The organism is Candidatus Chloroploca mongolica (assembly GCF_004762035.2).
GTDB lineage: Bacteria > Chloroflexota > Chloroflexia > Chloroflexales > Chloroflexaceae > Chloroploca > Chloroploca mongolica.
Window position 1 is genome coordinate 1 of sequence record NZ_SIJK02000028.1, and the last position, 21,032, is coordinate 21,032.

Annotated in this window: 16 protein-coding genes and 1 tRNA gene; 8 read left to right on the top strand and 9 right to left on the bottom strand. The window is 57.4% G+C overall.

Going from position 1 to position 21,032, the window contains the following annotated elements; all coding sequences use genetic code 11:
• Positions 1-168 precede the first annotated feature (168 nt).
• Positions 169-618 (top strand): VOC family protein, encoded by a 450-nt coding sequence (locus EYB53_RS15270; RefSeq protein WP_135479300.1) that lies wholly within the window; start codon positions 169-171, stop codon positions 616-618.
• A gap of 58 nt (positions 619-676) precedes the next feature.
• On the opposite strand, the gene EYB53_RS15275 is transcribed toward EYB53_RS15270, so the two are convergent.
• A complete protein-coding gene (locus tag EYB53_RS15275; RefSeq protein WP_205712666.1) occupies positions 677-934 on the bottom strand; it encodes a hypothetical protein in 258 nt (85 codons plus the stop codon).
• Between the two features lie 46 nt (positions 935-980).
• Here EYB53_RS15275 and EYB53_RS15280 point away from each other — a divergent pair, with 46 nt between their 5' ends.
• The 3 genes from EYB53_RS15280 to EYB53_RS15290 all read left to right on the top strand — a co-directional run bounded on the left by EYB53_RS15280 (position 981) and on the right by EYB53_RS15290 (position 6,094).
• Positions 981-1,625 (top strand): hypothetical protein, encoded by a 645-nt coding sequence (locus EYB53_RS15280; RefSeq protein ID WP_135479301.1) that lies wholly within the window; start codon positions 981-983, stop codon positions 1,623-1,625.
• A gap of 409 nt (positions 1,626-2,034) precedes the next feature.
• Positions 2,035-5,256 (top strand): isoleucine--tRNA ligase, encoded by a 3,222-nt coding sequence (gene ileS / locus EYB53_RS15285; protein WP_135479302.1) that lies wholly within the window; start codon positions 2,035-2,037, stop codon positions 5,254-5,256.
• Positions 5,257-5,347: 91 nt separating this feature from the next.
• A complete protein-coding gene (locus EYB53_RS15290) occupies positions 5,348-6,094 on the top strand; it encodes a LamG domain-containing protein (protein WP_135479303.1) in 747 nt (248 codons plus the stop codon).
• Positions 6,095-6,103: 9 nt separating this feature from the next.
• Here EYB53_RS15290 and EYB53_RS15295 read toward each other — a convergent pair whose 3' ends face one another.
• Positions 6,104-7,714, bottom strand: a complete 1,611-nt coding sequence (locus tag EYB53_RS15295) for a helicase HerA domain-containing protein (RefSeq protein ID WP_135479304.1) — start codon at positions 7,712-7,714, stop codon at positions 6,104-6,106.
• Positions 7,715-7,746: 32 nt separating this feature from the next.
• Between EYB53_RS15295 and EYB53_RS15300 the strand changes: the two genes are divergently transcribed.
• Complete coding sequence (locus EYB53_RS15300; RefSeq protein WP_135479305.1) at positions 7,747-8,526, top strand: HAD-IIA family hydrolase; 780 nt, start codon at positions 7,747-7,749, stop codon at positions 8,524-8,526.
• A gap of 8 nt (positions 8,527-8,534) precedes the next feature.
• Here the strand turns inward: EYB53_RS15300 and EYB53_RS15305 are convergent, their stop codons facing one another.
• The 3 genes from EYB53_RS15305 to EYB53_RS15315 all read right to left on the bottom strand — a co-directional run bounded on the left by EYB53_RS15305 (position 8,535) and on the right by EYB53_RS15315 (position 12,733).
• Complete coding sequence (locus tag EYB53_RS15305; protein ID WP_135479306.1) at positions 8,535-10,448, bottom strand: diacylglycerol kinase family protein; 1,914 nt, start codon at positions 10,446-10,448, stop codon at positions 8,535-8,537.
• Positions 10,449-10,506: 58 nt separating this feature from the next.
• On the bottom strand, positions 10,507-11,985 hold the full coding sequence (locus EYB53_RS15310) for an FGGY family carbohydrate kinase (RefSeq protein WP_135479307.1): 1,479 nt from the start codon (positions 11,983-11,985) through the stop codon (positions 10,507-10,509).
• Between the two features lie 127 nt (positions 11,986-12,112).
• Positions 12,113-12,733, bottom strand: a complete 621-nt coding sequence (locus EYB53_RS15315; protein WP_135479308.1) for a hypothetical protein — start codon at positions 12,731-12,733, stop codon at positions 12,113-12,115.
• A 165-nt stretch (positions 12,734-12,898) separates the two neighbouring features.
• On the opposite strand from EYB53_RS15315, the gene EYB53_RS15320 reads away from it, so the two are divergent.
• The 3 genes from EYB53_RS15320 to EYB53_RS15330 all read left to right on the top strand — a co-directional run bounded on the left by EYB53_RS15320 (position 12,899) and on the right by EYB53_RS15330 (position 15,289).
• Positions 12,899-12,974 (top strand) — tRNA-Gly (locus EYB53_RS15320).
• Between the two features lie 96 nt (positions 12,975-13,070).
• Positions 13,071-14,153 carry a 3-phosphoserine/phosphohydroxythreonine transaminase gene (gene serC / locus EYB53_RS15325; RefSeq protein ID WP_135479309.1) on the top strand — a complete coding sequence of 361 codons (1,083 nt, stop codon included), beginning with the start codon at positions 13,071-13,073 and terminating at the stop codon, positions 14,151-14,153.
• Positions 14,154-14,155: 2 nt separating this feature from the next.
• Positions 14,156-15,289, top strand: a complete 1,134-nt coding sequence (locus EYB53_RS15330) for a glycosyltransferase family 4 protein (RefSeq protein ID WP_135479310.1) — start codon at positions 14,156-14,158, stop codon at positions 15,287-15,289.
• A gap of 24 nt (positions 15,290-15,313) precedes the next feature.
• Here the strand turns inward: EYB53_RS15330 and EYB53_RS15335 are convergent, their stop codons facing one another.
• The 4 genes from EYB53_RS15335 to EYB53_RS15350 all read right to left on the bottom strand — a co-directional run bounded on the left by EYB53_RS15335 (position 15,314) and on the right by EYB53_RS15350 (position 20,848).
• The gene (locus tag EYB53_RS15335; RefSeq protein WP_216863665.1) at positions 15,314-18,337 is read right to left on the bottom strand and encodes a SpoIIE family protein phosphatase; all 3,024 of its coding nucleotides are present in this window, start codon (positions 18,335-18,337) and stop codon (positions 15,314-15,316) included.
• Positions 18,338-18,432: 95 nt separating this feature from the next.
• Positions 18,433-19,182, bottom strand: a complete 750-nt coding sequence (locus EYB53_RS15340) for an anti-sigma factor antagonist (RefSeq protein WP_135479311.1) — start codon at positions 19,180-19,182, stop codon at positions 18,433-18,435.
• Between the two features lie 21 nt (positions 19,183-19,203).
• Positions 19,204-19,554, bottom strand: coding sequence for an STAS domain-containing protein (locus EYB53_RS15345; RefSeq protein WP_135479312.1), 351 nt, complete (start codon positions 19,552-19,554; stop codon positions 19,204-19,206).
• 205 nt (positions 19,555-19,759) lie between these two features.
• The gene (locus EYB53_RS15350) at positions 19,760-20,848 is read right to left on the bottom strand and encodes a HEAT repeat domain-containing protein (protein ID WP_135479313.1); all 1,089 of its coding nucleotides are present in this window, start codon (positions 20,846-20,848) and stop codon (positions 19,760-19,762) included.
• Positions 20,849-21,032: the final 184 nt, after the last annotated feature.

Below are 21,032 nucleotides of genomic sequence, written 5' to 3' on the forward strand. Positions count from 1 at the left end.
GTTGCATGCACATGCTGCCACAGAGAGCGTATTTTTTATCCGGTTTCGTATGATGTAATCGCCCTACGTAGTTGCCTTTTGGGGCTTGCATTTAAAGAACAAATATGCTACATTTGATTATCATAACCAAAGCTATAGCGGCAACATAACCGTAGGAGATCAAAGTAAATGACCCCGTCATCATCAGTAGCAGTGTGCCTTTGGTACGACAGCAACGCTGAAGAAGCGGCAAGGTTCTATACGTCGCTTCTGCCAAATTCAGCGATCTTGAGCGTTTCGCCCGTCATGGTGACGTTCACGCTTGACGGAGTGCCATTTCAAGCGTTGAACGGTGGGCCGCAGTTCAAACCTACCGAGGCTGCTTCTATCTCAGTAACCACCAAAGATCAACAAGAGACTGATTATCTCTGGAGCGCACTTACAGCCGACGGCGGCGAAGAAGGTCAATGTGCCTGGCTGAAAGACCGCTTTGGCGTATCTTGGCAAATTGTTCCGCAGATCTTGTCAAAGCTCTTGGGCTCCCCAGACAGACAAGCAGCCAATCGAGCAATGCAGGCAATGTTGCAGATGAGCAAGATCGACATTGAAACCCTCGAATCCGCATTTAAGGGTGCATGAGTGCCTACAAAAAGATGATTGGCACAAGAGAAAAACCGCTCGCCCTCAAGCGTCTATGCTACGGCAGCCCTTCTACGCCAAATGTTGTGCGCACGACGCCGGGTAAATAGGTGTAGAGCGAACCACCGAGCAGCGCCTCAAAGTGGGCTTGGAGCTGCATCGTTGCACGCCATCTATCCGGGAGTGTTTCATGCACGCCGTGACGTAACGCGACATCAACGAAGCGCTTTTCCAGCAAACAGAAACCTTCGGGCAATGCCAGTGCGTCACAGAGTTGCAAGAGCCGATCATAATCATCATATATAATGTTCTCCAAATAGGTTTTTACAACAGAGAAAGACACATAATAGAGGTGCGTACCTATGGCGAAACTCTGTTCCAAAATCATTCTCGAAGGAACACGCCTGACTTTCAAGACTGAGCTCGCTTTTGCGTTGAATGAGCATCCGCGCATTGTTGGCCCACGCAAATATCGTTATCATTCACCCGTCATTTCGGCTGAGTGGTGCGCTTTTACCAATTTCCCGTGGGGTCGCGGCTTGATCAATTTTGAGCCGCAAGAAGAAGCCCTGGCAATCGAGACCTACCAGACCTGGGTGCGCCTCTTTGAGTTGCAGCGTTACTATTCGTGGATTATTGATCGCTTTCATCTGTCTACGCAAATGTACCAATTGCAACGCTATGATAAACACTATGATTTCAGGTGGTTGGAAGACCGGATGCGTCCACTCGGGTTCCGTCTGGTCTTCTGCACGCGCACACCCGAGTCATTTGCGGCGGCACGGCTCGAGCGGCTGAAGGTGTCGGGCAATCCGGCCCAGTATGATGATTTGCAAGCCTTTGTGGCTGAACAGAAGTTGATGCAGCAACTGGTTGCCGCAACGACGCTGCCAACCTTGACGGTAGATATTTCTGATAACGATGTGCCAGCAGCGGCGGAACGGATCGCCGACTGGCTTGAAGCGACGGGTGGATTGACGATGGAGTCGATGCCGTCCCCCACTTGACGCTGTGCGACCCTGTTGTTATACTACAACGCAAATGGCTGTGACGGGGACGAGTACGATGATCAATCTCGCCTTCAGCGAGCCCGGGCTGGTGTGAGCCGGGCAGTTGAGCATCATCTGAAGATCACCCCTGAGCTGGCAGGTGAACCGTGGTGTCACGTCGATGCCCGCAGTAGCCCCGCCCGATCTTGTCCCTCGTTAGCGGGACAGAGCGTTGTTAGACGCTCGCCGAGCGCAGAATGTGAAGGCGTCGGGATGGTGGGTGAGTGCTTTGCTCACTGCTGCTCTCCGTTCCTTCAACCTTCTGAAGCGGGGTGGTACCGCGGGGCTTTTTGCCTCGTCCCCTTGTTCTTGGGGGCGGGGTTTTTTGTTGTCTCGCCGTTTGGCCAGGTACGTTTCTGGAGGATGCATGTTTACACCAGTCACGACGAATGTCTCCTTCCCACAGCTCGAAGAAGAGGTGCTGGAGTGGTGGACTGAGCGACAGATTGTGGAACGCTCGCTTGCTTCGGGTGAAAAGCCGTTTGTCTTTTATGAGGGGCCACCGACGGCAAACGGTCGCCCCGGTCTCCACCATGTCATCAGCCGAACCTTTAAGGATATTATCCTGCGCTATCGGGCGATGCAGGGCTATCAGATCATCGGGCGTCGTGAGGGCTGGGATACCCACGGGTTGCCAGTTGAGATCGAGGTTGAACGCAAACTCGGGTTTACCGGCAAAGCTGATATCGAACGCTTTGGCATCGCAGAATTTAATAAGCTCTGCCGTGAGAGTGTCTGGGAGTATATCCAGGAGTGGAAGACGTTTACCCAGCGCATTGCCTACTGGGTTGATGAGGATGGCTATTATACCTACGATAACAAGTATATCGAGTCGCTCTGGTGGATCTTGCGCCAGTTCTGGGATCGTGGGTTGCTTTTCCGTGACTATAAGGTGACGATGCATTGCCCGCGCTGCGGAACGACGCTCAGCGATCACGAGGTGAGCCTCGGCTTCAAGGAGGACGTTGATGATCCGAGTGTCTGGGTGAAGTTCCGGCTGAGTGGTGCCTCAGTTGAGGGCGCTCCGGCAGAGGCGCTGGCTTCGGGGTTGGAGGGTGCCTTTATGGTGGCGTGGACGACGACGCCCTGGACGTTGCCGGCCAACGCGGCGTTGGCGGTCAATCCCGAGGCTATGTATGCGCTGGCCGAGGTGGATGGACAGCCGTTGCTGGTTGCGGCGAGCCTGGTCGAGCGGGTGCTCGGCGAAGGTGCGCAGGTGCAACGCCAGATCCAGGGCAGCGACCTGGTCGGCCTGCGTTACGAGCCACTCTTCCAGGGAGTGCCGGGCAAGGGCGATACGGTTGATTGGGCGCAAGCGTATCGGGTGATTGCCGATGAGTTTGTCAGCCTTGATGATGGTACCGGGGTGGTGCATATCGCACCAGCCTATGGTGACCTGGAGATCGGGCGCAAGTATGGCTTGCCGACACTCTTTTCGGTGGGACTCGACGGCAAGGTGCTGCCCGAATATGAGGAACTGGGTTTTGGTGGCAAGTTCTTCAAAACGGCTGACACTGACATCACGCGCAATCTCAAACAGCGTGGTCTGATGTTCAAGAGTGGGCGCGTGCGTCACAGCTATCCCTTCTGTTGGCGCGACGATACGCCGTTGCTCTACTATGCCAAACCTTCGTGGTACATCCGCACGACGGCGTACAAGGATGATCTGGTTGACAATAATCAACAGATCCACTGGGTGCCCGAGCATATCCGTGATGGGCGCTTTGGCAACTGGCTCGAAAATAATATTGACTGGGCGATCAGTCGCGAGCGCTATTGGGGTACGCCCTTGCCGATCTGGACCAACGCTGATGGCTCACATATGGCGTGCATCGGCAGTCTGGAAGAGTTGGAGCAGAAGGTGGGACGCTCGCTGCGCGATCTCGATCTGCACCGCCCCTATGTTGACGAGGTGACCTGGGAAGATCCGCAGCACGGCACGATGCGACGCATTCCTGATGTTGCCGACTGCTGGTTCGATAGCGGGGCCATGCCGGTGGCGCAGTGGCACTATCCCTTTGAAAACCAACAACTCTTTGAGAGCGCGCATCCAGCCGATTATATCTGTGAGGCGGTGGACCAGACCCGCGGATGGTTCTATACGTTGCATGCCGAAAGCACGCTGCTCTTCAATCGTCCGGCCTTCCAGAATGTGATCTGCCTTGGTCATATCCTCGACGAGCACGGCCTGAAGATGAGCAAGAGCAAGGGCAACATCATCAAGCCATCCGAGGTGATCGAGGCGTATGGCGTCGACGCTTTGCGCTGGTATCTCTTTGCCGCGGCGCCTCCAGGGAACCCGCGGCGCTTTAGCATGGGCCTGGTCAGCGAGAGCCTGCGCAAATTCTTGCTGACGCTCTGGAATACCTATAGCTTCTTTGTTACCTATGCGACCCTCGACCAGTGGCAGCCGGGTGAGGCTGTACCTGATGAGGCGTTGCAGCCGATTGACCGCTGGGCGCTGGCGGCGCTCAACGGGCTGGTACGTGATGTCACTGCTGACTTCGAGGACTACGAGGTCTACCCGGCGGCGCGGCGGATCGAGCGGTTTGTTGACGAGCTCTCGAACTGGTATGTGCGGCGCAATCGGCGGCGTTTCTGGAAGAGTGAAACCGATGTCGACAAGCAGGCAGCCTACAATACGCTCTATACGTGTTTGCTGACCTTGACCAAACTGACGGCGCCCTTTATCCCGTTTATCAGTGAGCAGATCTACCGCAATTTGACGGGTCAGGCTACAAGTGGCACGCCGCTTGAAGGTGTCGCCGAGAGTGTTCACCTGGCGCGGTGGCCGAGCTACGATCCGGCGCTTACTGACGAGACGCTGGTTGCCGATACGGAAGCGTTGCTCAACGCAGTCTCGTTGGGGCGTGCTGCCCGCAAGACAGCCAACCTCAAGGTGCGCCAGCCGCTGGCCGAGCTCTGGCTGCGTGCGGCGACACCCGCCGAGATGATGGGCGTACGCCGGTTTGAAGCGGATCTGCGCGACGAGTTGAATGTCAAGCAGGTGCGCTATCTCGAAGCTGCCTCAACGATTGTCGAGTATCGCTTCAAGCCCAATTTGCGGCTGCTTGGCAAGAAGTACGGTAAGCTCGTACCGGCATTGACCGCTGCGCTTAAAGACCTGACCGGCGATGCCGCACGCGCAGCGGCGCACGCATGTGAAGCTGGTGAACCCGTACGGCTGACGATCAACGGGCAAGCCCTCGAACTCCAGGCTGAAGAGATTCTGGTCGAGAGTAGCGCCCCCGAAGGCTACGCTGTCGCCGAAAGCGACGGGATGCTCGTGGCCCTGAACACCACTGTCACGCCCGAACTGCGCCTGGAGGGAGCGGCACGCGATCTCGTGCGCAGCGTCCAGGATGCCCGCAAACAGGCTGGCCTGGCGATCGCCGATCGCATTGCGCTCTATGTGACCAGTGCAAACGAAGCTGCACTGCTGCAGGAAACCCTGGCGCAGTGGGGCGACTATGTACGCGGCGAAACCCTGGCAACGAGTCTCACGGTGGGCGACGCCCCCGAGGGTGCCCACACCGAGCAGGCCGAATTTGGCGATGGAGACGCTACATTGGGCATTGTGAAGGCGTAGACCTTAAGTATTGGGCCTAAACCTTCGCTTTCTCTGCACGGAGCGATGCCAGCAAAGCTGGCATCGCTCCGTGCAGGTACAGGAGTCATCCTTGAAACAAGAAGATCTCCCCCACTTGCGGCGTCATCTGGTTGGCACGGGGCGGCTTGAGGGTGCGCGACCGTTGCGGTTGGTGATTGAGGGTGCAACGACCCAGGCATATAGCGATGCCCAGATTGACGACTATCAACGCGGTCAACGTGAACCGTTGATCCGGCGCCCACCGATGCGGCTGAGCCTGCGGGCACATTTTTCGCACGAGGCGGGGGTGCTGCGCGGCACGGCTGGCTTTGGGTTCTGGAACTACTTCCTGGCGGGATGGCCGACGATGCCGCGGGCGCTCTGGTTTTTTTATGGCTCGCCACCAAGCGACATTGCGCTGGCGTCTGGCGTGCCGGGGCACGGCTGGAAGGCGGCAGCCATTGATGCCGGTCGTCCACAGGGGCTAGCCCTCTTTCCGGTGGCCTTGCTCGCTGCGCCACTGATGCGAATACCTTTGCTCTATCGGGGATGGTGGCCCCCCTTGCAGCGGTCGATCGGGGCAAGTGAGCGGCTTGTGGGGGTGCCAATGACCGCCTGGCATACCTATACCATCGAATGGGGTGAACGCACGAGTCGTTTTCTTGTTGATGGGCGGATCATCCTTGATGAGGTACCGTCACCACGCGGCCCGATGTGTTTTGTCGCCTGGATTGATAATCAGTACCTGGTAGCAACACCGCAGGGGCGTTTGCGGTGGGGCTTGCTAGATGTGCCTGAGGCACAATGGGTCGAGATCGATGATGCCGTATATGGGTGACCTCTACCCTCAATCGGGAAAAAGCTCGTCAACTTCTTCCTGCGCCGTGGGCATCACGCCAGGACGCACCATGCCACGCCGTTGCACCGCTGCATAAAGCAACTCGTCATAACCACGTGTCTTGATGACAACCGGCATCGGCACAGCATGGCCGAGCACGAGCGCCTGTTGCTTGCTATCAAGCGTCGCCAGCACCGCCTTGAGGCCCGTGGCCCCACTGACCCCGGTAAAAACCGCGTCAATGTCGCGGTCATCGTTGAGCAGCGCCGTAATGCGGGTGCCAAGCTGACTCATCACTTCGTTGTCAATCGACGAAGGCCGCTGATCGACAACGAGCAGGGTAACACTGTATTTGCGCAACTCACGCGCAATCGTGCCAAAAATCGTCTGGCGGGCCGTCTGCGGGCTCAAGAATTTGTGTGCCTCTTCGATCGTGATCATCAAGGGTTGCGGGCGATCACGCTCATTTTTTGACTCGAGAAACCGCTCGGTCTGCTCGATCCAGCGGCGGTGAATCCGCCGCGTAATCAGGTTCGCCACCAGCATATAGGCCAGGCTCCCCCCGTGCGGACCAAACGCAAGCACGACATTGCGGCCTGCCGCAAGGTGTTCGATCATACGGTCAACCGAGGAAAAATTGGCCTTCTCTTCAACAAAACCAAGGCGAGGGATCTGGGCTAGTTTGCGTTTCAGCGCACTGATCGAACTCGGGTGCGCGCCACTCTGCTCGGCAAACTCGGTGATCGCGTCGCTATCCATTTCGAGCAAGCAACGCAACCAATCTTGCTTGAAACGGTCATACAGCAAGTACGCCGACTCGGTCGCCGTGCTACTCAGGTTGAGTTCTTCGGTCAACAGGATCACATCTTCAATTTCGATCTGGTCGAGACCGATGACGACCTCGCCATCGATCTGATTACGCTGGCGCGTCCGCCGATCAAGCGTGTAGACCAGCACATCGCTGCCAAAGAGTTGCTTGAGACCCTTGACAAAGGTATTATTTTCAGCGCGTGTCTCCCAGCCATATTCGTTGTGCATATCGAAGATCAAATTGCTCGCGATATTCGCGTGGATCACCCCACACAACAAAAGCCGGGTCAAAAAACTTTTGCCGGTGCCGCTCTTGCCAAAAATGCCATTCGAGCGCTCGACCAACCGGTTGAGATCGAGGCAGACCGGCACATTCATATCGAGCGGTCGCCCGATCTCAAAATGGCTCGTATCTTCTTGCCCAAAGACCCGCGTGAAATCGCCTTCCTGCGCCTCAAAGACCGGTGAAAAGTGGCGCGGGATCGTCTTCACCGGCAGCAACTGTGCGCTCAGGTCATGCGGCAACATCAGGCGCGGCATCAAGTCAAGGGTACCAAATGTTGAAGTCCCCGCGAGTACCGCCTGCAAAAAGCTGTCACCATCGGGCGGATCGGTTAAAATCTTCTGACTGGTTGCTTCAAGCGTCACATCGGTGATCATCGAGAAGAATTCGTGTTTTTCACCCTGAACGACCACAAACTTGCCAACACGCATATCTTCAACACTCTCACTCGCCTCGAGGCGGGCAGTCAGCCCTTCACTCAGCGAGCCACTGGTGATGACGCCAAGCCGATTGCGCTGCAATGCCATCAATGACTCCTTGCCAGGGTAGAAAGAAAGCTATGTCTATTCCACGCTTTGACGGGTACATTTTCGATCTTGACGGTACCATTTATCTCGGGGACCAGATCTTGCCCGGGGCCACCGAGTTGTTGACGACGCTCCGCCATGAGGGGCGACGGATCGCCTTTCTCTCCAACAATCCAACGCGAACCCGTGAACAGTATAGCCTGAAATTACACAGTCTGGGGATCGAGGTCGCGCTCAATGAGGTTGTCAATTCATCGTATGTGCTCGTACAGTGGCTGCTTGCCAACGCACCAGGGGCAACGCTCTTTGTATGTGGCGAGGCACCGCTGATTGGTGAACTCGAAGCGGCGGGTTTCCAACTCAGTGAACAGGCCGAGTCAATTGACTTTGTCGTCGCTTCATTTGATCGCACCTTCACCTACCATAAACTCCAGGTTGCCTTTGATGCAATCCGCGCCGGTGCCCGCCTGATTGCCACCAACCCCGACCGGTTTTGCCCCGTGCCTGGGGGAGGCGAGCCCGACGCCGCAGCAATCATTGCGGCTATCGAAGCCTGCACCGCCACCCAATGCGAGCTCAATGTCGGCAAGCCATCACCAATTATGGCGCGCACCATCGGCGAGTTGATCCAGGTTCCACCCGAGCGGTGCCTGATGGTTGGCGACCGCCTAATGACCGACATTGCAATGGGTGCCGCCGCCGGCATGGCAACCCTGCTTGTCTTGACAGGTGACAGCAACCGGGCCGATCTTGCCACCGCCCCGGCCCAGCCAACCTACATCGCTGAAACTCTGCTTGAACTCTTGCTGTGACGCATCATTTACGAATAGTCGATCAAACGCCGCGTCGCCTCGGCCAGCGCCGTGCCTGCCGCCGCACCAATAATCACATCACCAGGGTAATGGACACCCAGATAGACCCGCGAGAAACTGACCGTCGCGGCCAGCAGATACCATGCGGGGCGCAGTTCAGGATAGTGGCGACTCATCAGCCAGGCACCCGCAAAAGCAGCAGCCGAGTGGCCCGAAGGGAATGAGTACGAGCCGGGCTTGCGCCCAATCACCACGGCCTGCACCACATCAAGAAAAGGGCGTTGGCGGCGAAAATAGCTCTTGACCGGATACTCAATCGTCATCGTGGACAACCACATAGGCGGGGCAACCTGGCGCAACGCCTGAAGGCCCCGCTCGCGATCAATTGCCGTTGCGCCAAGCAGGATCAAAATCCAGCCCCATCCCCCATTCATCACCTGCGTTAACCCATACATGAATCGATTGAGCAGGGGCGGATGCGGCATCTGGTTGACCATGACAAAGAGGCGGCTATCAAGAGCGTGATACGGCCCCATCTGCTCGATCAGTTCGGCGCGCAAAAGTGACAATGAACTCGCCAGTTTCGGGTCACGTTCAGTTACCTGGGGATTGGTTGCACGCCGCGCCGCCTGCTCAAGGGCTTCACGCGACATTCCCTCACGGGCCTCGATCTGCGCGGCCACGGCCAGCAGCGCGTCGGCGATGGCATCGGCATCGTGGCTTCCGGCGATCTGCGCCGCAAGTTGCGGCGCTTCCACAGCATCCACCGTTTGCCCAACCGAAGGAGCCGTGCGATCGGCTGCCAAACGGATCAACGTATCAACAACCTGGCGGGCCTGTTCCGGCCCAACAATCTGTGCGAGTTGCTCGCGCAACGCATCAATAAGCGGAGCCATCCGCGCAGCCACCTCCGCATCAACAGGTTCATCAAGCAAAGCGCCCTCAGGCGTCAGGGGCGTCGTGAGCGTGGGTTGCGGTGCCACGTCATGCGCAACAAAGCCAGATCCAACCACACAACGCACCGCTCGCGGCTCGACGGTGATCTTGATTGGCGTTGTGCCAGCCAGTTCACCATCAAGCTGTACTGGCATGCGTTGGCGCTTTGACTTCATATTGATCGCGACGCTCTGACGAGCCTTGAAATAGCGCATCTGCTGGATCGAATGCTGCCTACCAGTCAACGTCGCCCATCCGACCTTCAGATAGTCGCGCAGTGTCCGGGCAGTGATAATGCACACATCAATGACGCCATCATCAGGCACAATCTCGGTACCCCAACTAAAGGGCGGCTGACCCATATCGCCACCATTCGCGACAAGCACCTGTGAGGCACTCACGCGATAGCGCACCCCGTCAATAACCAGCATAAAGCGTTGCGGTTGCATGCCGAACGCCCAGCGCGCCGCCACATAGAAATAGGCAAGACGGCCAAAACGACGTTTCGCCTCGCGGCTGGTATCCCGTTGCATCAATGACGTCAGTCCGACACTGATATGCAAGAGTCCCAACTGATCGCCGAGGCGCATACCATCAAGCGCGACAATGCGCAGATCCTCGGCCAGCAGATCAATCGCTGGCTCTAGTTCCAACGGAAGCGCAAGCACCTGCACCAGCACATTTGCTGTCCCAACTGGCACAATGCCAAGTGGAACATTGCTTCCAGCAAGAGCACCGGCAACCGCCGCAACGGTTCCATCACCGCCAGCGGCAACGACCAGGTCGCATCCACCTGCCACCGCCTCGCGTACCCGCCCCGAAATATCCTCGCCATCGGCACCCGTCGTCGTATAGATCGCGAGTTGCCGTCCAGCACTGCCTAGGCGTTGCTCAAGCGCCGCCCGTACCATCTCGGGATCAGACGTACCAGCAACCGGGTTCAAAACGACAAAAATATTGGTAGCACGCTGTTGCGTACTATGCATAAGCTTCTCCTCCTCACCCTCAGCGCCTCTGCGTCTCTGCGTTCAACCCCAACACGCATTATCCCTCCCGCAAGCGTTGCAACGCCGCATACCAACGCTGCAGCAGATTCTCTCGCGCCGAAGCCAACATCGTCGGTTCAAAAACCTGCGCATCATCCAGCGGCAACGGCGGCAAGGCGTCGGGGGTGGCCCAGAAACCAGCGCCAAGCCCGCCAAGCAGGGCCGCAGCACGCACCCCCGTCTCGGTATTGCGCGCCCGCACAAGCTTGAGCCCGGCAAGATCCGCCTGGATCTGACAGGCACGATCACTATTCGCCAGCCCTCCCCCGACCCGTAGCACCTGAATCGTCAGATTCGCTTCCTGTTCCATCGTCGCAATAATCGCGTGGAGTTGGCACCCTATCGCTTCAAACAGGGCACGTGCCAGATGGCCTGGTGTTGTCCCCAACGTCATCCCCATCAGCGTACCACGCACCTGACGATCCTCCCAAGGCACACCAAGGCCAGTAAAGGCCGGAACGAACACAACGCCATCACTATCGGCAGCCGACCCGGCAAGCTGATCGAGTTCGTGGGCATGGCGAATAAAGCGCATCTGGCTCAACCAGCGGATCGCCGCCCCGGTCACCGTCATATCCGCCTCAAGCGTGTAGGTCGGAACACCGTCAAGCTCCCAGGCCAGATAGGTTTTGCAGATCCCCTGGGGGGGGGCAAGCGCACCAGCAACAACATTGACAAACGAAGCCGTGCCGTGGGTCACCACAGCCTCGCCCGGCTGACGACAATCATACCCAAAGAGCCCGGCCTGCTGATCAGTCAGCATCGCCGTCACAGGGATCGCGTGGCCTGCAATGTGCAATTCACCAAACGGATAGAGCGTTGGCCGGGCAACAGGAAGCGCCGCCCGCGGAAGGTCGAGATATGCAATCCACTCGTCCCACAATTGGCGCCGACGTGGATCAAAAACCGTCATCGCCTGTAACAGCGAATAGTCGAGGGCATGCTCAAATGGTCGACCCAGGGCCTGGATGAGCCAGCCAGCGGCGAGCGAGACCCGCAACCATTGCCGCTCGGCAGCACGACGAAAAGGAGGATCGTGACGCATGCGCCAGGCCATATGCATCGCCGCCGCATATGAACCGGGAAATTGCCCGAGACGTTGGCGACGTTCACTGGCATCTTGCCACTGATCAACCTCTTCGACCAGCGGCACCGTACGCAAATCTTGCCAGGTGATCGCATTGCCAATCGGGCGTCCATTCCGGCGATCCCAGGCAAAGGTCGTATCACGCTGCGACGTCAAACCACAGGCAACCAAATCGGCAGGCGAACACCGAGCGCGGGCCAGCGCATCACGAATTGCGTCGGCAACACTCCGTGCCACCACCGCAGGACGCTGCTCAACCCACCCTGGTTGCGGATAGATGCGGGCGACCGGGCGATAGCCATAGCCGCGCACAACCCCATCGTGATCGAGCAGCACGGCACGACTCCCACTGCCCCCCTGGTCAATCCCCAGCACCATTGCCTCGCCCACCCCTGCCCCCTCTACGCCGCTGCGTTAAACCCAATACCTTGCAAAGAAGCTCACCCCAAGCCGCCAAGGATAAGCAGACCTCTGCTCAAACCTTGCGCCTTTGCGCCTTTGCGTCAAAAAAACTACCTCACTCCCGCACAAACTCCTTCTCAAGCACCGTCGCCAGCGCCTGAGCGAGCGCAACCAGATCACCAGCATCAGCCGCCGTCTCAATCACCCAGACATGGTCACCAACCAGCAGTTCAAGGGCCACAATCGGCTGAAGACGACGGATTGGCCAACCCACGGCCAATGGGCGACGATTGAGGCGCAGGCTCGTAATCTGATGAAACCGAAGCAACTGGGTCCGTGCGGCCCCAACACGACTGGCCTGACGCAAGACCAGCGTTTGCGCCTCGGCGTCAGCTACCAGCGTATTATACGTCGTTAGGATGGCATATCCGCCGAGCATCCGCTGAAAGCCAAGGCCGCCAAGCAAACCTCCGATCACCGAAGCGAGCGCCGCAACCGCAAACCCCGACCCCGCCCCGGCACTCCACAACCCGCTCACAGCAATAATCAATGCTACCACAATCATCGCTGCGCCGCCGGCCACCACGCGCATTCCAACCGACCGATTCGCGTCCGAACGCGAGGCAAGTTCCACGCGCTCAGGGCTCTGTTCGACGAGCATATAGTATGGCTCAACACTCAACCGTCGCCCGATCCGTTGCTGCAACCCTGACACCGTTCGCTCTTCTGCTGACATACGCTGCTCGTTTCATATATAATGTTCACACTTCGCCTAGGAGCGAGGGCGGAACGCCCTCGCTCCTAGGCTTGCCTGTTACCTCAAATGTGAACCGTTACGATCATGATCGCATTTGCAAAATCCTTCAAGCCATGCTATACTTTCCTGAGCAATGACGAGTGTGCGGGAGTGGCTCAGTTGGTAGAGCGACACCTTGCCAAGGTGTAGGTCGCGGGTTCGAATCCCGTCTCCCGCTCCATTGTGAAAGGTCAGGTAGCATAAAGCTACCTGACCTTTTGTTTTGGCTGGTTGATGTATAATAGCCCTGCTGAAGCATTGTGTGAGGAGCCATCTTATGCCTGTTTCTAATTTCAACGCTGGCCCTGCTGTCCTCCCCCGCGTGGTGCTCGAACGCGCCCAGAGTGAGTTGTTGGACTATCAGGGACGTGGTATGTCGATCGTTGAGATGAGCCATCGCTCCAAAGAGTACGAAGCGATCAACAAAAGTGCCGAAACACGCTTCAAAGCGCTGCTAGGGCTTGGCGATGACTACCGTGTTCTCTTGATGCAAGGTGGGGCAAGTACCCAATTTGCGCTGCTTGCGCTCAATTTTCTGCGGCCCGGTACCCTGGCTGATTATGCCATCACAGGCAGTTGGGGTGAGAAAGCCCTCGAAGAGGCCCGGCGCATCGGTGAAGTCCATGTCGCCGCAACTATGGCCGAGGGCGGCTATCGCAAGGTTCCCTCGGCGGCTGAACTCCACCTCAGTGAGCATCCCACCTACCTCCATCTTACCAGCAACGAGACCATCCAGGGTGTGCAGTGGGCTGCGTTTCCCGAGTCTGGTGAGATACCCCTGGTCGCCGATATGAGTAGCGACATTCTGTCACGGCCTTTCGATGCCACGAAGTTTAGCTTGATCTATGCCGGTGCCCAAAAGAATATCGGCCCTGCTGGTGTGACGGTGGTCTTGATCCAGCAGCATTTCCTCGATCAGGCGCGGGCTGAAGTGCCGACGATCTTTAGCTACAAAACCCACGCCAAGAACAATTCCCTCTATAATACACCACCTGTCTTTGCCGTCTACATGCTCGACCTGGTGCTCGGCTGGATCGAGTCACTCGGGGGGCTCGCCGCAATCGCGGAACGCAATGCCGCCAAGGCGGGGCTGATCTATGCAGCCATTGATCAGAGCAATGGTTTCTATCGGGGCCACGCCGAGACCAGTGCGCGCTCGCAGATGAATGTCACCTTCCGCCTGGCTGATGAGGCGCTTGAAAAGCCGTTCCTTGCCGAAGCTCAGGGTCAGGGCATGGTTGGGTTGGCCGGGCATCGTTCGGTTGGTGGGGTCCGTGCGTCGATCTATAACGCCCTCGAACACGAGGCATGCGCCGATCTGGCTCAGTTTATGAGCCTCTTTGCGCAGAAGCATGGCTAACCATGCGCGTTGTCATCCTCTCCAAAGCGCTTGTGGTTGGCGCTTATCAACGCAAGCTCGAGGAGATCGCCCGCCTCGGTGTGACGCTGACCGCGCTGGTGCCGTGGAGTTGGCGAGAACCTCGGGTGGGAGTGCAACGGCTCGAGCGCCAGTTTACCGAGGGGTATACGCTCACCGGTTTACCTCTGGCGCTCAATGGGCAGCATCATCTGCACTTCTACCCGACACTTGCCCGCGCATTGCGCCGCCTTCGTCCCGAGGTGCTGCATATTGACGAAGAATCGTTCAATCTGGCAACGTTTCAAGCAATGCGCCTCGGGGTGACCCTTGGCGCACGCTGCTGCTTTTACAACTACGCCAATATTGACCGCTATTATCCCCCGCCTTTTAATCTCTTTGAACGCTACAATCTGCGCCATGCCAGCCACGCGCTCGCCTGCAATCAAGAGGCCGCTGGCATCATTCGGCGTCATGGCTACCGTGGCCCTCTGACGATTGTGCCCCAGTTTGGCGTTGATCCGGCCATCTTTTCCCCCCGGGATGCCTCGTTTGCGGAAATCCCGCCTTTGCAACAGAGCGACCAGCGCCCGCATTTCATTCTTGGCTATCTCGGTCGCCTCGTACCCGAAAAGGGCATTCTCGATCTTGTCGAAGCCCTCGCCGGATTACCCCCCCACGTCTGCTTGCACTTGATTGGCGATGGGAGCCAGCGCACCGCAATCGAGCAACGCATCGCGCAACTCGGCCTCGGCAAACGCGTTGTACTCAAACCAGCCATCAAAAGCACCGATGTCCCCACAGCCCTGCAGAGCCTCGACACCCTCGTCTTGCCTTCACACACGACACCCTCGTGGAAAGAACAGTTTGGCCGCATTCTTATTGAGGCCATGAGTTGCGGGATTCCTGTGGTGGGGTCAAGTTCAGGTGAAATACCGTACGTCATTGGCGACGCCGGGCTCATCTTCCCCGAAGGCGAGGTTCCGGCCCTGCGCGCGATGCTCGCACGCCTCGCCGCCAACCCGGCCCTCCGCACCCACTTCGCCGAACGCGGTCGCCAGCGTGTGCTCGCCCATTACACCCAGGCCGCCATCGCCCAGCGGCATGTTGACGTCTACCAAAGCATGCTGAACGGCTAGAAAAAGGTGGGAGCCGCAGGCCCATCACACCCGATCACGCTTCAACACCAGCAACGTAATATCATCATACGGTGGCTGCCCACGCCCATAGGTCGCCACTGCCTGCAAGATTGCCTCAACGAGTACCTCGGCATGTTCAAGGTGATGCAGCCTGATCAGGTCACGTAGTCGATCAGTACCAAATTCGCTCTGTAATTCATCAATGGTTTCAGTTGCCCCATCCGTATAACAGAGCAGAATGTCTCCAGGTTGCAGGCATATTTCGGCTTCGTTGAGTTGAATCTCTTCCAGGACACCCAACGCAATCCCCGGTGTCCGTAGTTCGGTAATCGTGCCATCGCTGGCATGATAATGCATTGGTGGATTGTGCCCGGCCACACTGTACCGCACCTGGCCCGTGTCTGGCTGGAGAATACCATAAAAAAGCGTAACAAACATACCCGATTCCGAGTCGCGATTGATCCATCGGTTCGCCCGTTCCAACGCCACTGATGGCGATGATCCATCGAGGGCCGCCGCACGAACCAGCGAACGCGAAAGGGCCATAAAGAGGGCGGCCGGCACCCCTTTGTCGCTTACATCAGCGATCACAAAACCGAGGGGCATCGTTCGCTCATCGCCTTCAGACAACTGCGGACGAGCCGGTAAGCGCCAGAAGTCAAAAAAATCCCCCCCAACCATCCGTGCCGAACGCCACGCCGAAGCAATCTGCCAACCCTCGAGTTGCGGGGATTTTGATGGCAACAGAGCTGTCTGCAATTCACGGGCCACCTTGATCTCTTGCTCAAGCTTCGTCGCCACTTCCGCTTCCTGCGCAAGTTGCAGGCTCTCTAGTGCTGCCGCCACCTGACGTGCGGCACCAATGCAAAGGTTGATCTGACGGGTGTCAAACTCGGCGATCACTTCATCAAAATCAAGCACCAGTGCGCCGAGATGACCACTTCGCCCTGTCAAAGGAAGCGCAACGAGGCTTTGCCCTGCATTGATGCTCGCCAGGACAGGCCAGGCACGCACGCGCTCCTCTGCGCCGATGATCCTGATCAATGGCATCGGTTGACTCGTCTGCAGGCTATAGACGCGGGCCAGCAGCGGGGCCTCGGTCAGCGTCATCGGCACCCCGTTCAGCGCATCGCGTAGCTTGCCGGTCACCCCATAGCTTGAGCGTACCACAAAAGCCTCTTGCTCCCAGAGCAAAAGATAGCACCGTGCCGCGCCGATCAAGATCGGCGGCAGACGTACTGCTGTCGCCAGCAGGTCTTCGACACAGTTGGCCCGGCCAATATTTTCGGCCACTTGCAGCAGTGCATTGAGCGTCCAGGCCTCTTCTTGTTGTGCCCGATAGATATTGGCACTGTCAATCGCAATCGCAATCTGATCGGCCAGCGTACGCATCACAAAGAGATCATCGGCATCAAAATCATTGACTTCGGCACTCTGCACATCAAGAATGCCAACCACCTCTGCGCCGATCCGTAGAGGCACCACCAGTTCAGAACGGGTATTACTATTGCCGGCAATATAGCGCGGATCACGCTGGACATCGCCAATCAAGACGACCTCTTTGCTGCGTGCAGCGGCCCCAATCAAGCCTTGCCCAATCATCAATGCCCGTGTGCGCACCGCTTCGAGTTGTTCGTCCGTCGCGGTCGAGGCGCGGAAGTAGATCCGTTGATCGCCAGGTTTCAGGGTAAAAATATGCACTGGATGGTACGCAAAATGTTCGTGGATCAAGCGAACAATCGCCGGCAAGAGTTGCTCAAGATCGAGGATAGCCGTGATGCGTTCGCTGACCTGCTGAATTGCCTGGAGTTGAACGGCACGGCGGCGCGCCTCGCTAAAAGCACGTGCGCGGGTGATAGCAACCGCAGCCTGATCGGCAATCAACGAGAGCAGGCGCAGATCATTGGCCGCAAACGCGCCCGGCTGATAACTCTGCACCGACAGCGAGCCAATCACCTCTTCGCCGATGAGCAAAGGCACATAGATCCCCGAACGAGGCGGGCGTTCGCTCTGGTAGCGTGGACGGGCCGGCAGATGTTTCATCTCCTCAAGAAAATCTTCGACCAGCAGCGCCTTGCCGGTCTGATGCATCCAGCCAATCAAGCCATCACCATCGGCAAGATCAACCGTGAGCCGGGGCAAACGCACATTATCCTGAACGCGCACCATTAATGTATACCGCGAACCCTCGAAGAGCCCGATATGAAACGACGAGGTATCAACAACTTTGCCCGCCTCGCGATAGACAAGTTCACACAGCGTCTCGACGTCGAGTTCACTCCGGATGATGGCCCGACTCACCTCATTGAGCATCGCCAATTCACGGACTGAGCGACGCTGGCTGGCAAGGTTCAGCGAAGCCCGGCGCACTGCTGCGGCAGCGGCAACCATCGCCAGGCCCGCCAGGAGAAAATAGGCAATCCCGAGCTCGCGATAGATCGCCGCCCCAAGCAACGCCAGCGGCAGAGGCAAAAGTTCGGCCCCCACCGCAAGGTACCATGTGCGCTGCCACCATGCGAAGACGGCCGACAGACCACCCTGAAGCCACTCACGTCCAACACGGGTCAATTGGATGATCCCAAAGAGACTGAGCGTACTCCAGATCAAGAGTGCAACCGGATCAAGGGTGGCCGGATCATACTGTAAACGTCCAGTCGCTGCGGTTGCGAGCATTGCCCCGAGCAGCAAACCAGCGGCACGCATCCCTCCACGGAGGAAGGGGCGGGCAACGAGGTAATAGAGCGTACGTGGGCGATTATAGATCAGCGTCAACAACAACCCAGAGACAGCGCCCTCAAGCGCGGCGATCAATGCCGCCGCACCCGGGCCAAGACTTAGCGCAGCGGTGAGCAAAACCACGCCCGCAAGACCATAGACCTCGGCGAACGACGTACGAAAACTGAGCGCATCAATCGCAAGGGCGAGGGCGGCAAAAAGCAGGAGCGCCGGCAGTGAAGGCACAAACCACGGTGCAAAGAGCAACCAAAGCCAGCCAGGGAGACCGACGAACAATGCATAGAGCATCAACAGTCGTTCGTGTTTCACCATGGCGCATAACAACAGGCGTTCAAAGTGTACCAGTGGCGGAGGTTCCCCGGGATCGAAGCCACCTCACCACGGCAACAATCGTTACACTGATGCACCTACGAGTGCATACGCCCCTGCCCAAAAGCATGCTGTGCCTCTTCGAGGGTCGGATGGATCGAAAACACCTGGACAAACCCGGTGAGGGTAAAGACCTCAAACACCTGAGGCTGCAACGAAGCGAGGCGCAACTCACCGCCGAGCGTCATCAACTCTTTGCGGATCAGCAACAGGGCACGCAGGCCACTACTCGAAAGAAAATTGACCCCATTGAACTCAAGCAGGACAAAGCGTGCCCCCAGGGCAATACGTTCGTGGACATCACGCGTCAGTTGCGGTGCAGTGACGGCATCAACGCGCCCTATGACAGGGATCACGATCACATCATCCCGCGAGCCAGGCGTAATATATTTGATCATGGTCAGCACATTGCCGCCCTGGGGATTAAAATCGAAACGCACCTCGTCCATCAGGCGGGTGATCAAATAGAGACCGAGCCCACCGACCTGGCGTTCCTCAAGGGGTGAGGAGATATCAGGAGGCGGCACGTTTTGCGGATCGAACTGGCGACCATAATCACGTAACTCCAGCACAAACTGATTATGCTCGCACTGCCAGGTCAACGTCAGATCACCCGGCTCATCGCGATCATACGCGTGCTGGATCACATTGGTTGCTGCTTCATCAACCGCAAGTTGCACCTGCCAGGTCGCCCGCTCATCGAGGCCAGCGAGTTCAGCGGCCTCAGTTACAAACGCACTGATCCGGGCCAGGGCATCAAGATCGGCGGTAAGGGTAATGCTTTCCATAGGCTGAAGGCGAGTATCCGGCTAAAATGAGCCGACCGCCTCAATCGTATCGTTGTAGAGTTCGAAGAGCGAGGTAAACCCGGTGAGATCAAATACTTCTTTGATGCGTGGAGGCAACCCGGCAATCCGAATATCGCCCCCCTCAAGATCAGTGATTTTCCATTCACGGGCACGTTTCCGTGCTTCAATCAAGACGCGCAGACCAGGGCTGCTAATATATTCTAATTTGGAACAGTCGAGCACAATCCGGTAGCGACCCTCGTCAAAGAGTGCATCAATGTGCTGTTTCAACTGCACTGCCGTCGCCGCATCAACCCGACCGGCAATCTCAAGTAAATCAACCCGATTAAAGCGGCGGTGGTCAATATTCATTCCTACACCTCACGACAACAGCCTCAACGACCTGCGTGCTACGCACAGAGGAATTATAACACACTACAGTCTCATCTTCAGGTCTCTGCCCTTGAGCCATCAGGAAGCATTGCCTGGCCTGAAAAAAGCCTGTGACGCTGACGTTTTTCGCACCAGGCAACGCCGGCAACAGCAGCGAAAGCTAGAACCCCAGTTGCCATGAAGCTTATACTGGCATTGACTCATTTGCCCCCGACATCGTCAAGGGCAGCGTTGCCTTGACTTTGCGCAGGCGAGTCACGGCATCGATCGCCGCATCGTGTACATTGGCATCTTCGTCTTCCATGGCTCGCAGCAAGGCATTGATCACGGGGGTCGTCGCAGCGGCCACGCCAAGCCTCCCAATGGCTCGCGCCGCTGCTTCACGCGCATAAGGGTCGCGATCGCTAATCAAAGCGGTGAGCTTTTCCACCATCTCACGCGTTCCCGCAAGCTCGCCTAGTTGGCCCAGGGCCAGTGCTGCGGCTGAGCGCACAAAGGGATCGGCATCACTCAGACAGAGGCTGAGATGATCGATCAATTGGGGTGAAGCAATCCGATCACCCAGCAAGCCCAGCGTACGCGCTGCGGCGTAACGAGTTTCGAGATCGCAATCGTAGAGCGCCACACGCGTCAGGGCTTTGACCAGTAGCGCCGGCGGCGTGCTGGCAAACAACCCCAGCATCCGTGCCGAAGCAGCCCGCACATGCGCGGCACTATCATTCAGGCCGTCATGCAATAAAACTAGATCGGCAGCCGTATACATGCCTTCGCGCTGTCGCAGGCTGCGAATCGTTTCATACCGTGATTGCCAACCTGGATCATGGAGGAGACGCCGTAACTGTTCTAGTTCTGTCGGCGGATATCCATCCAGTTCGGTCAGCAAGGTCACACGCAACCATTCATCACGGCTGCTATTTAACCGTTGCCGCGCCAGATGGATCACATTCAACCCAACAATCAGCTGCTCAACTGCTGAACGTAACTCCGCCTGCGAACGCAGTTCCCGCTCGATCAGGGTCGACAGTTGAAAGCGAATACGCCCCGCCCGCCGTACAATGATATCGGCACCAGGCCCCTGCACCATCTCTGCCAGGGTGAGCACGGCAGCAACTGGCTCACGCTGAAAAGCCTGGAGGAATGGTTCAAGCGTTCTTACAGCAAGATAGCCAAGGACTGAGCTTGTTCCGGAGATCTGAATTTCTTGTTGCGGGTTACGCGTAAAGCTATGCATCTGTTCAGCAATACGCGCTCGCCATAACTCCTGGTCAAACATAGCTATGTTTAACAGATAGCATTATGGTTTTTCATGTGGAGACACGCTATCTGTTTTCTCCTGCCTTATCGGAATTATAGCACATCAGCCTACCGCAAAGAGGCGAAGGAAGCGTAGCAATTAAGTTTCTGCCAAACGACTTTACGGATACAGCAAGTCCTACTCGGGTTGTATACAGGAGTGC

Coding starts and splice junctions, on each gene's coding strand:
- EYB53_RS15270 (WP_135479300.1), top strand. CDS start 169: ATGACCCCGTCATCATCAGTAGCAGTGTGCCTTTGGTACGACAGCAAC.
- EYB53_RS15280 (WP_135479301.1), top strand. CDS start 981: ATGGCGAAACTCTGTTCCAAAATCATTCTCGAAGGAACACGCCTGACT.
- ileS (WP_135479302.1), top strand. CDS start 2,035: ATGTTTACACCAGTCACGACGAATGTCTCCTTCCCACAGCTCGAAGAA.
- EYB53_RS15295 (WP_135479304.1), bottom strand. CDS start 7,714: ATGGCATTGCAGCGCAATCGGCTTGGCGTCATCACCAGTGGCTCGCTG.
- EYB53_RS15300 (WP_135479305.1), top strand. CDS start 7,747: ATGTCTATTCCACGCTTTGACGGGTACATTTTCGATCTTGACGGTACC.
- EYB53_RS15305 (WP_135479306.1), bottom strand. CDS start 10,448: ATGCATAGTACGCAACAGCGTGCTACCAATATTTTTGTCGTTTTGAAC.
- EYB53_RS15315 (WP_135479308.1), bottom strand. CDS start 12,733: ATGTCAGCAGAAGAGCGAACGGTGTCAGGGTTGCAGCAACGGATCGGG.
- serC (WP_135479309.1), top strand. CDS start 13,071: ATGCCTGTTTCTAATTTCAACGCTGGCCCTGCTGTCCTCCCCCGCGTG.
- EYB53_RS15330 (WP_135479310.1), top strand. CDS start 14,156: ATGCGCGTTGTCATCCTCTCCAAAGCGCTTGTGGTTGGCGCTTATCAA.
- EYB53_RS15335 (WP_216863665.1), bottom strand. CDS start 18,337: ATGGTGAAACACGAACGACTGTTGATGCTCTATGCATTGTTCGTCGGT.
- EYB53_RS15340 (WP_135479311.1), bottom strand. CDS start 19,182: ATGGAAAGCATTACCCTTACCGCCGATCTTGATGCCCTGGCCCGGATC.
- EYB53_RS15345 (WP_135479312.1), bottom strand. CDS start 19,554: ATGAATATTGACCACCGCCGCTTTAATCGGGTTGATTTACTTGAGATT.
- EYB53_RS15350 (WP_135479313.1), bottom strand. CDS start 20,848: ATGTTTGACCAGGAGTTATGGCGAGCGCGTATTGCTGAACAGATGCAT.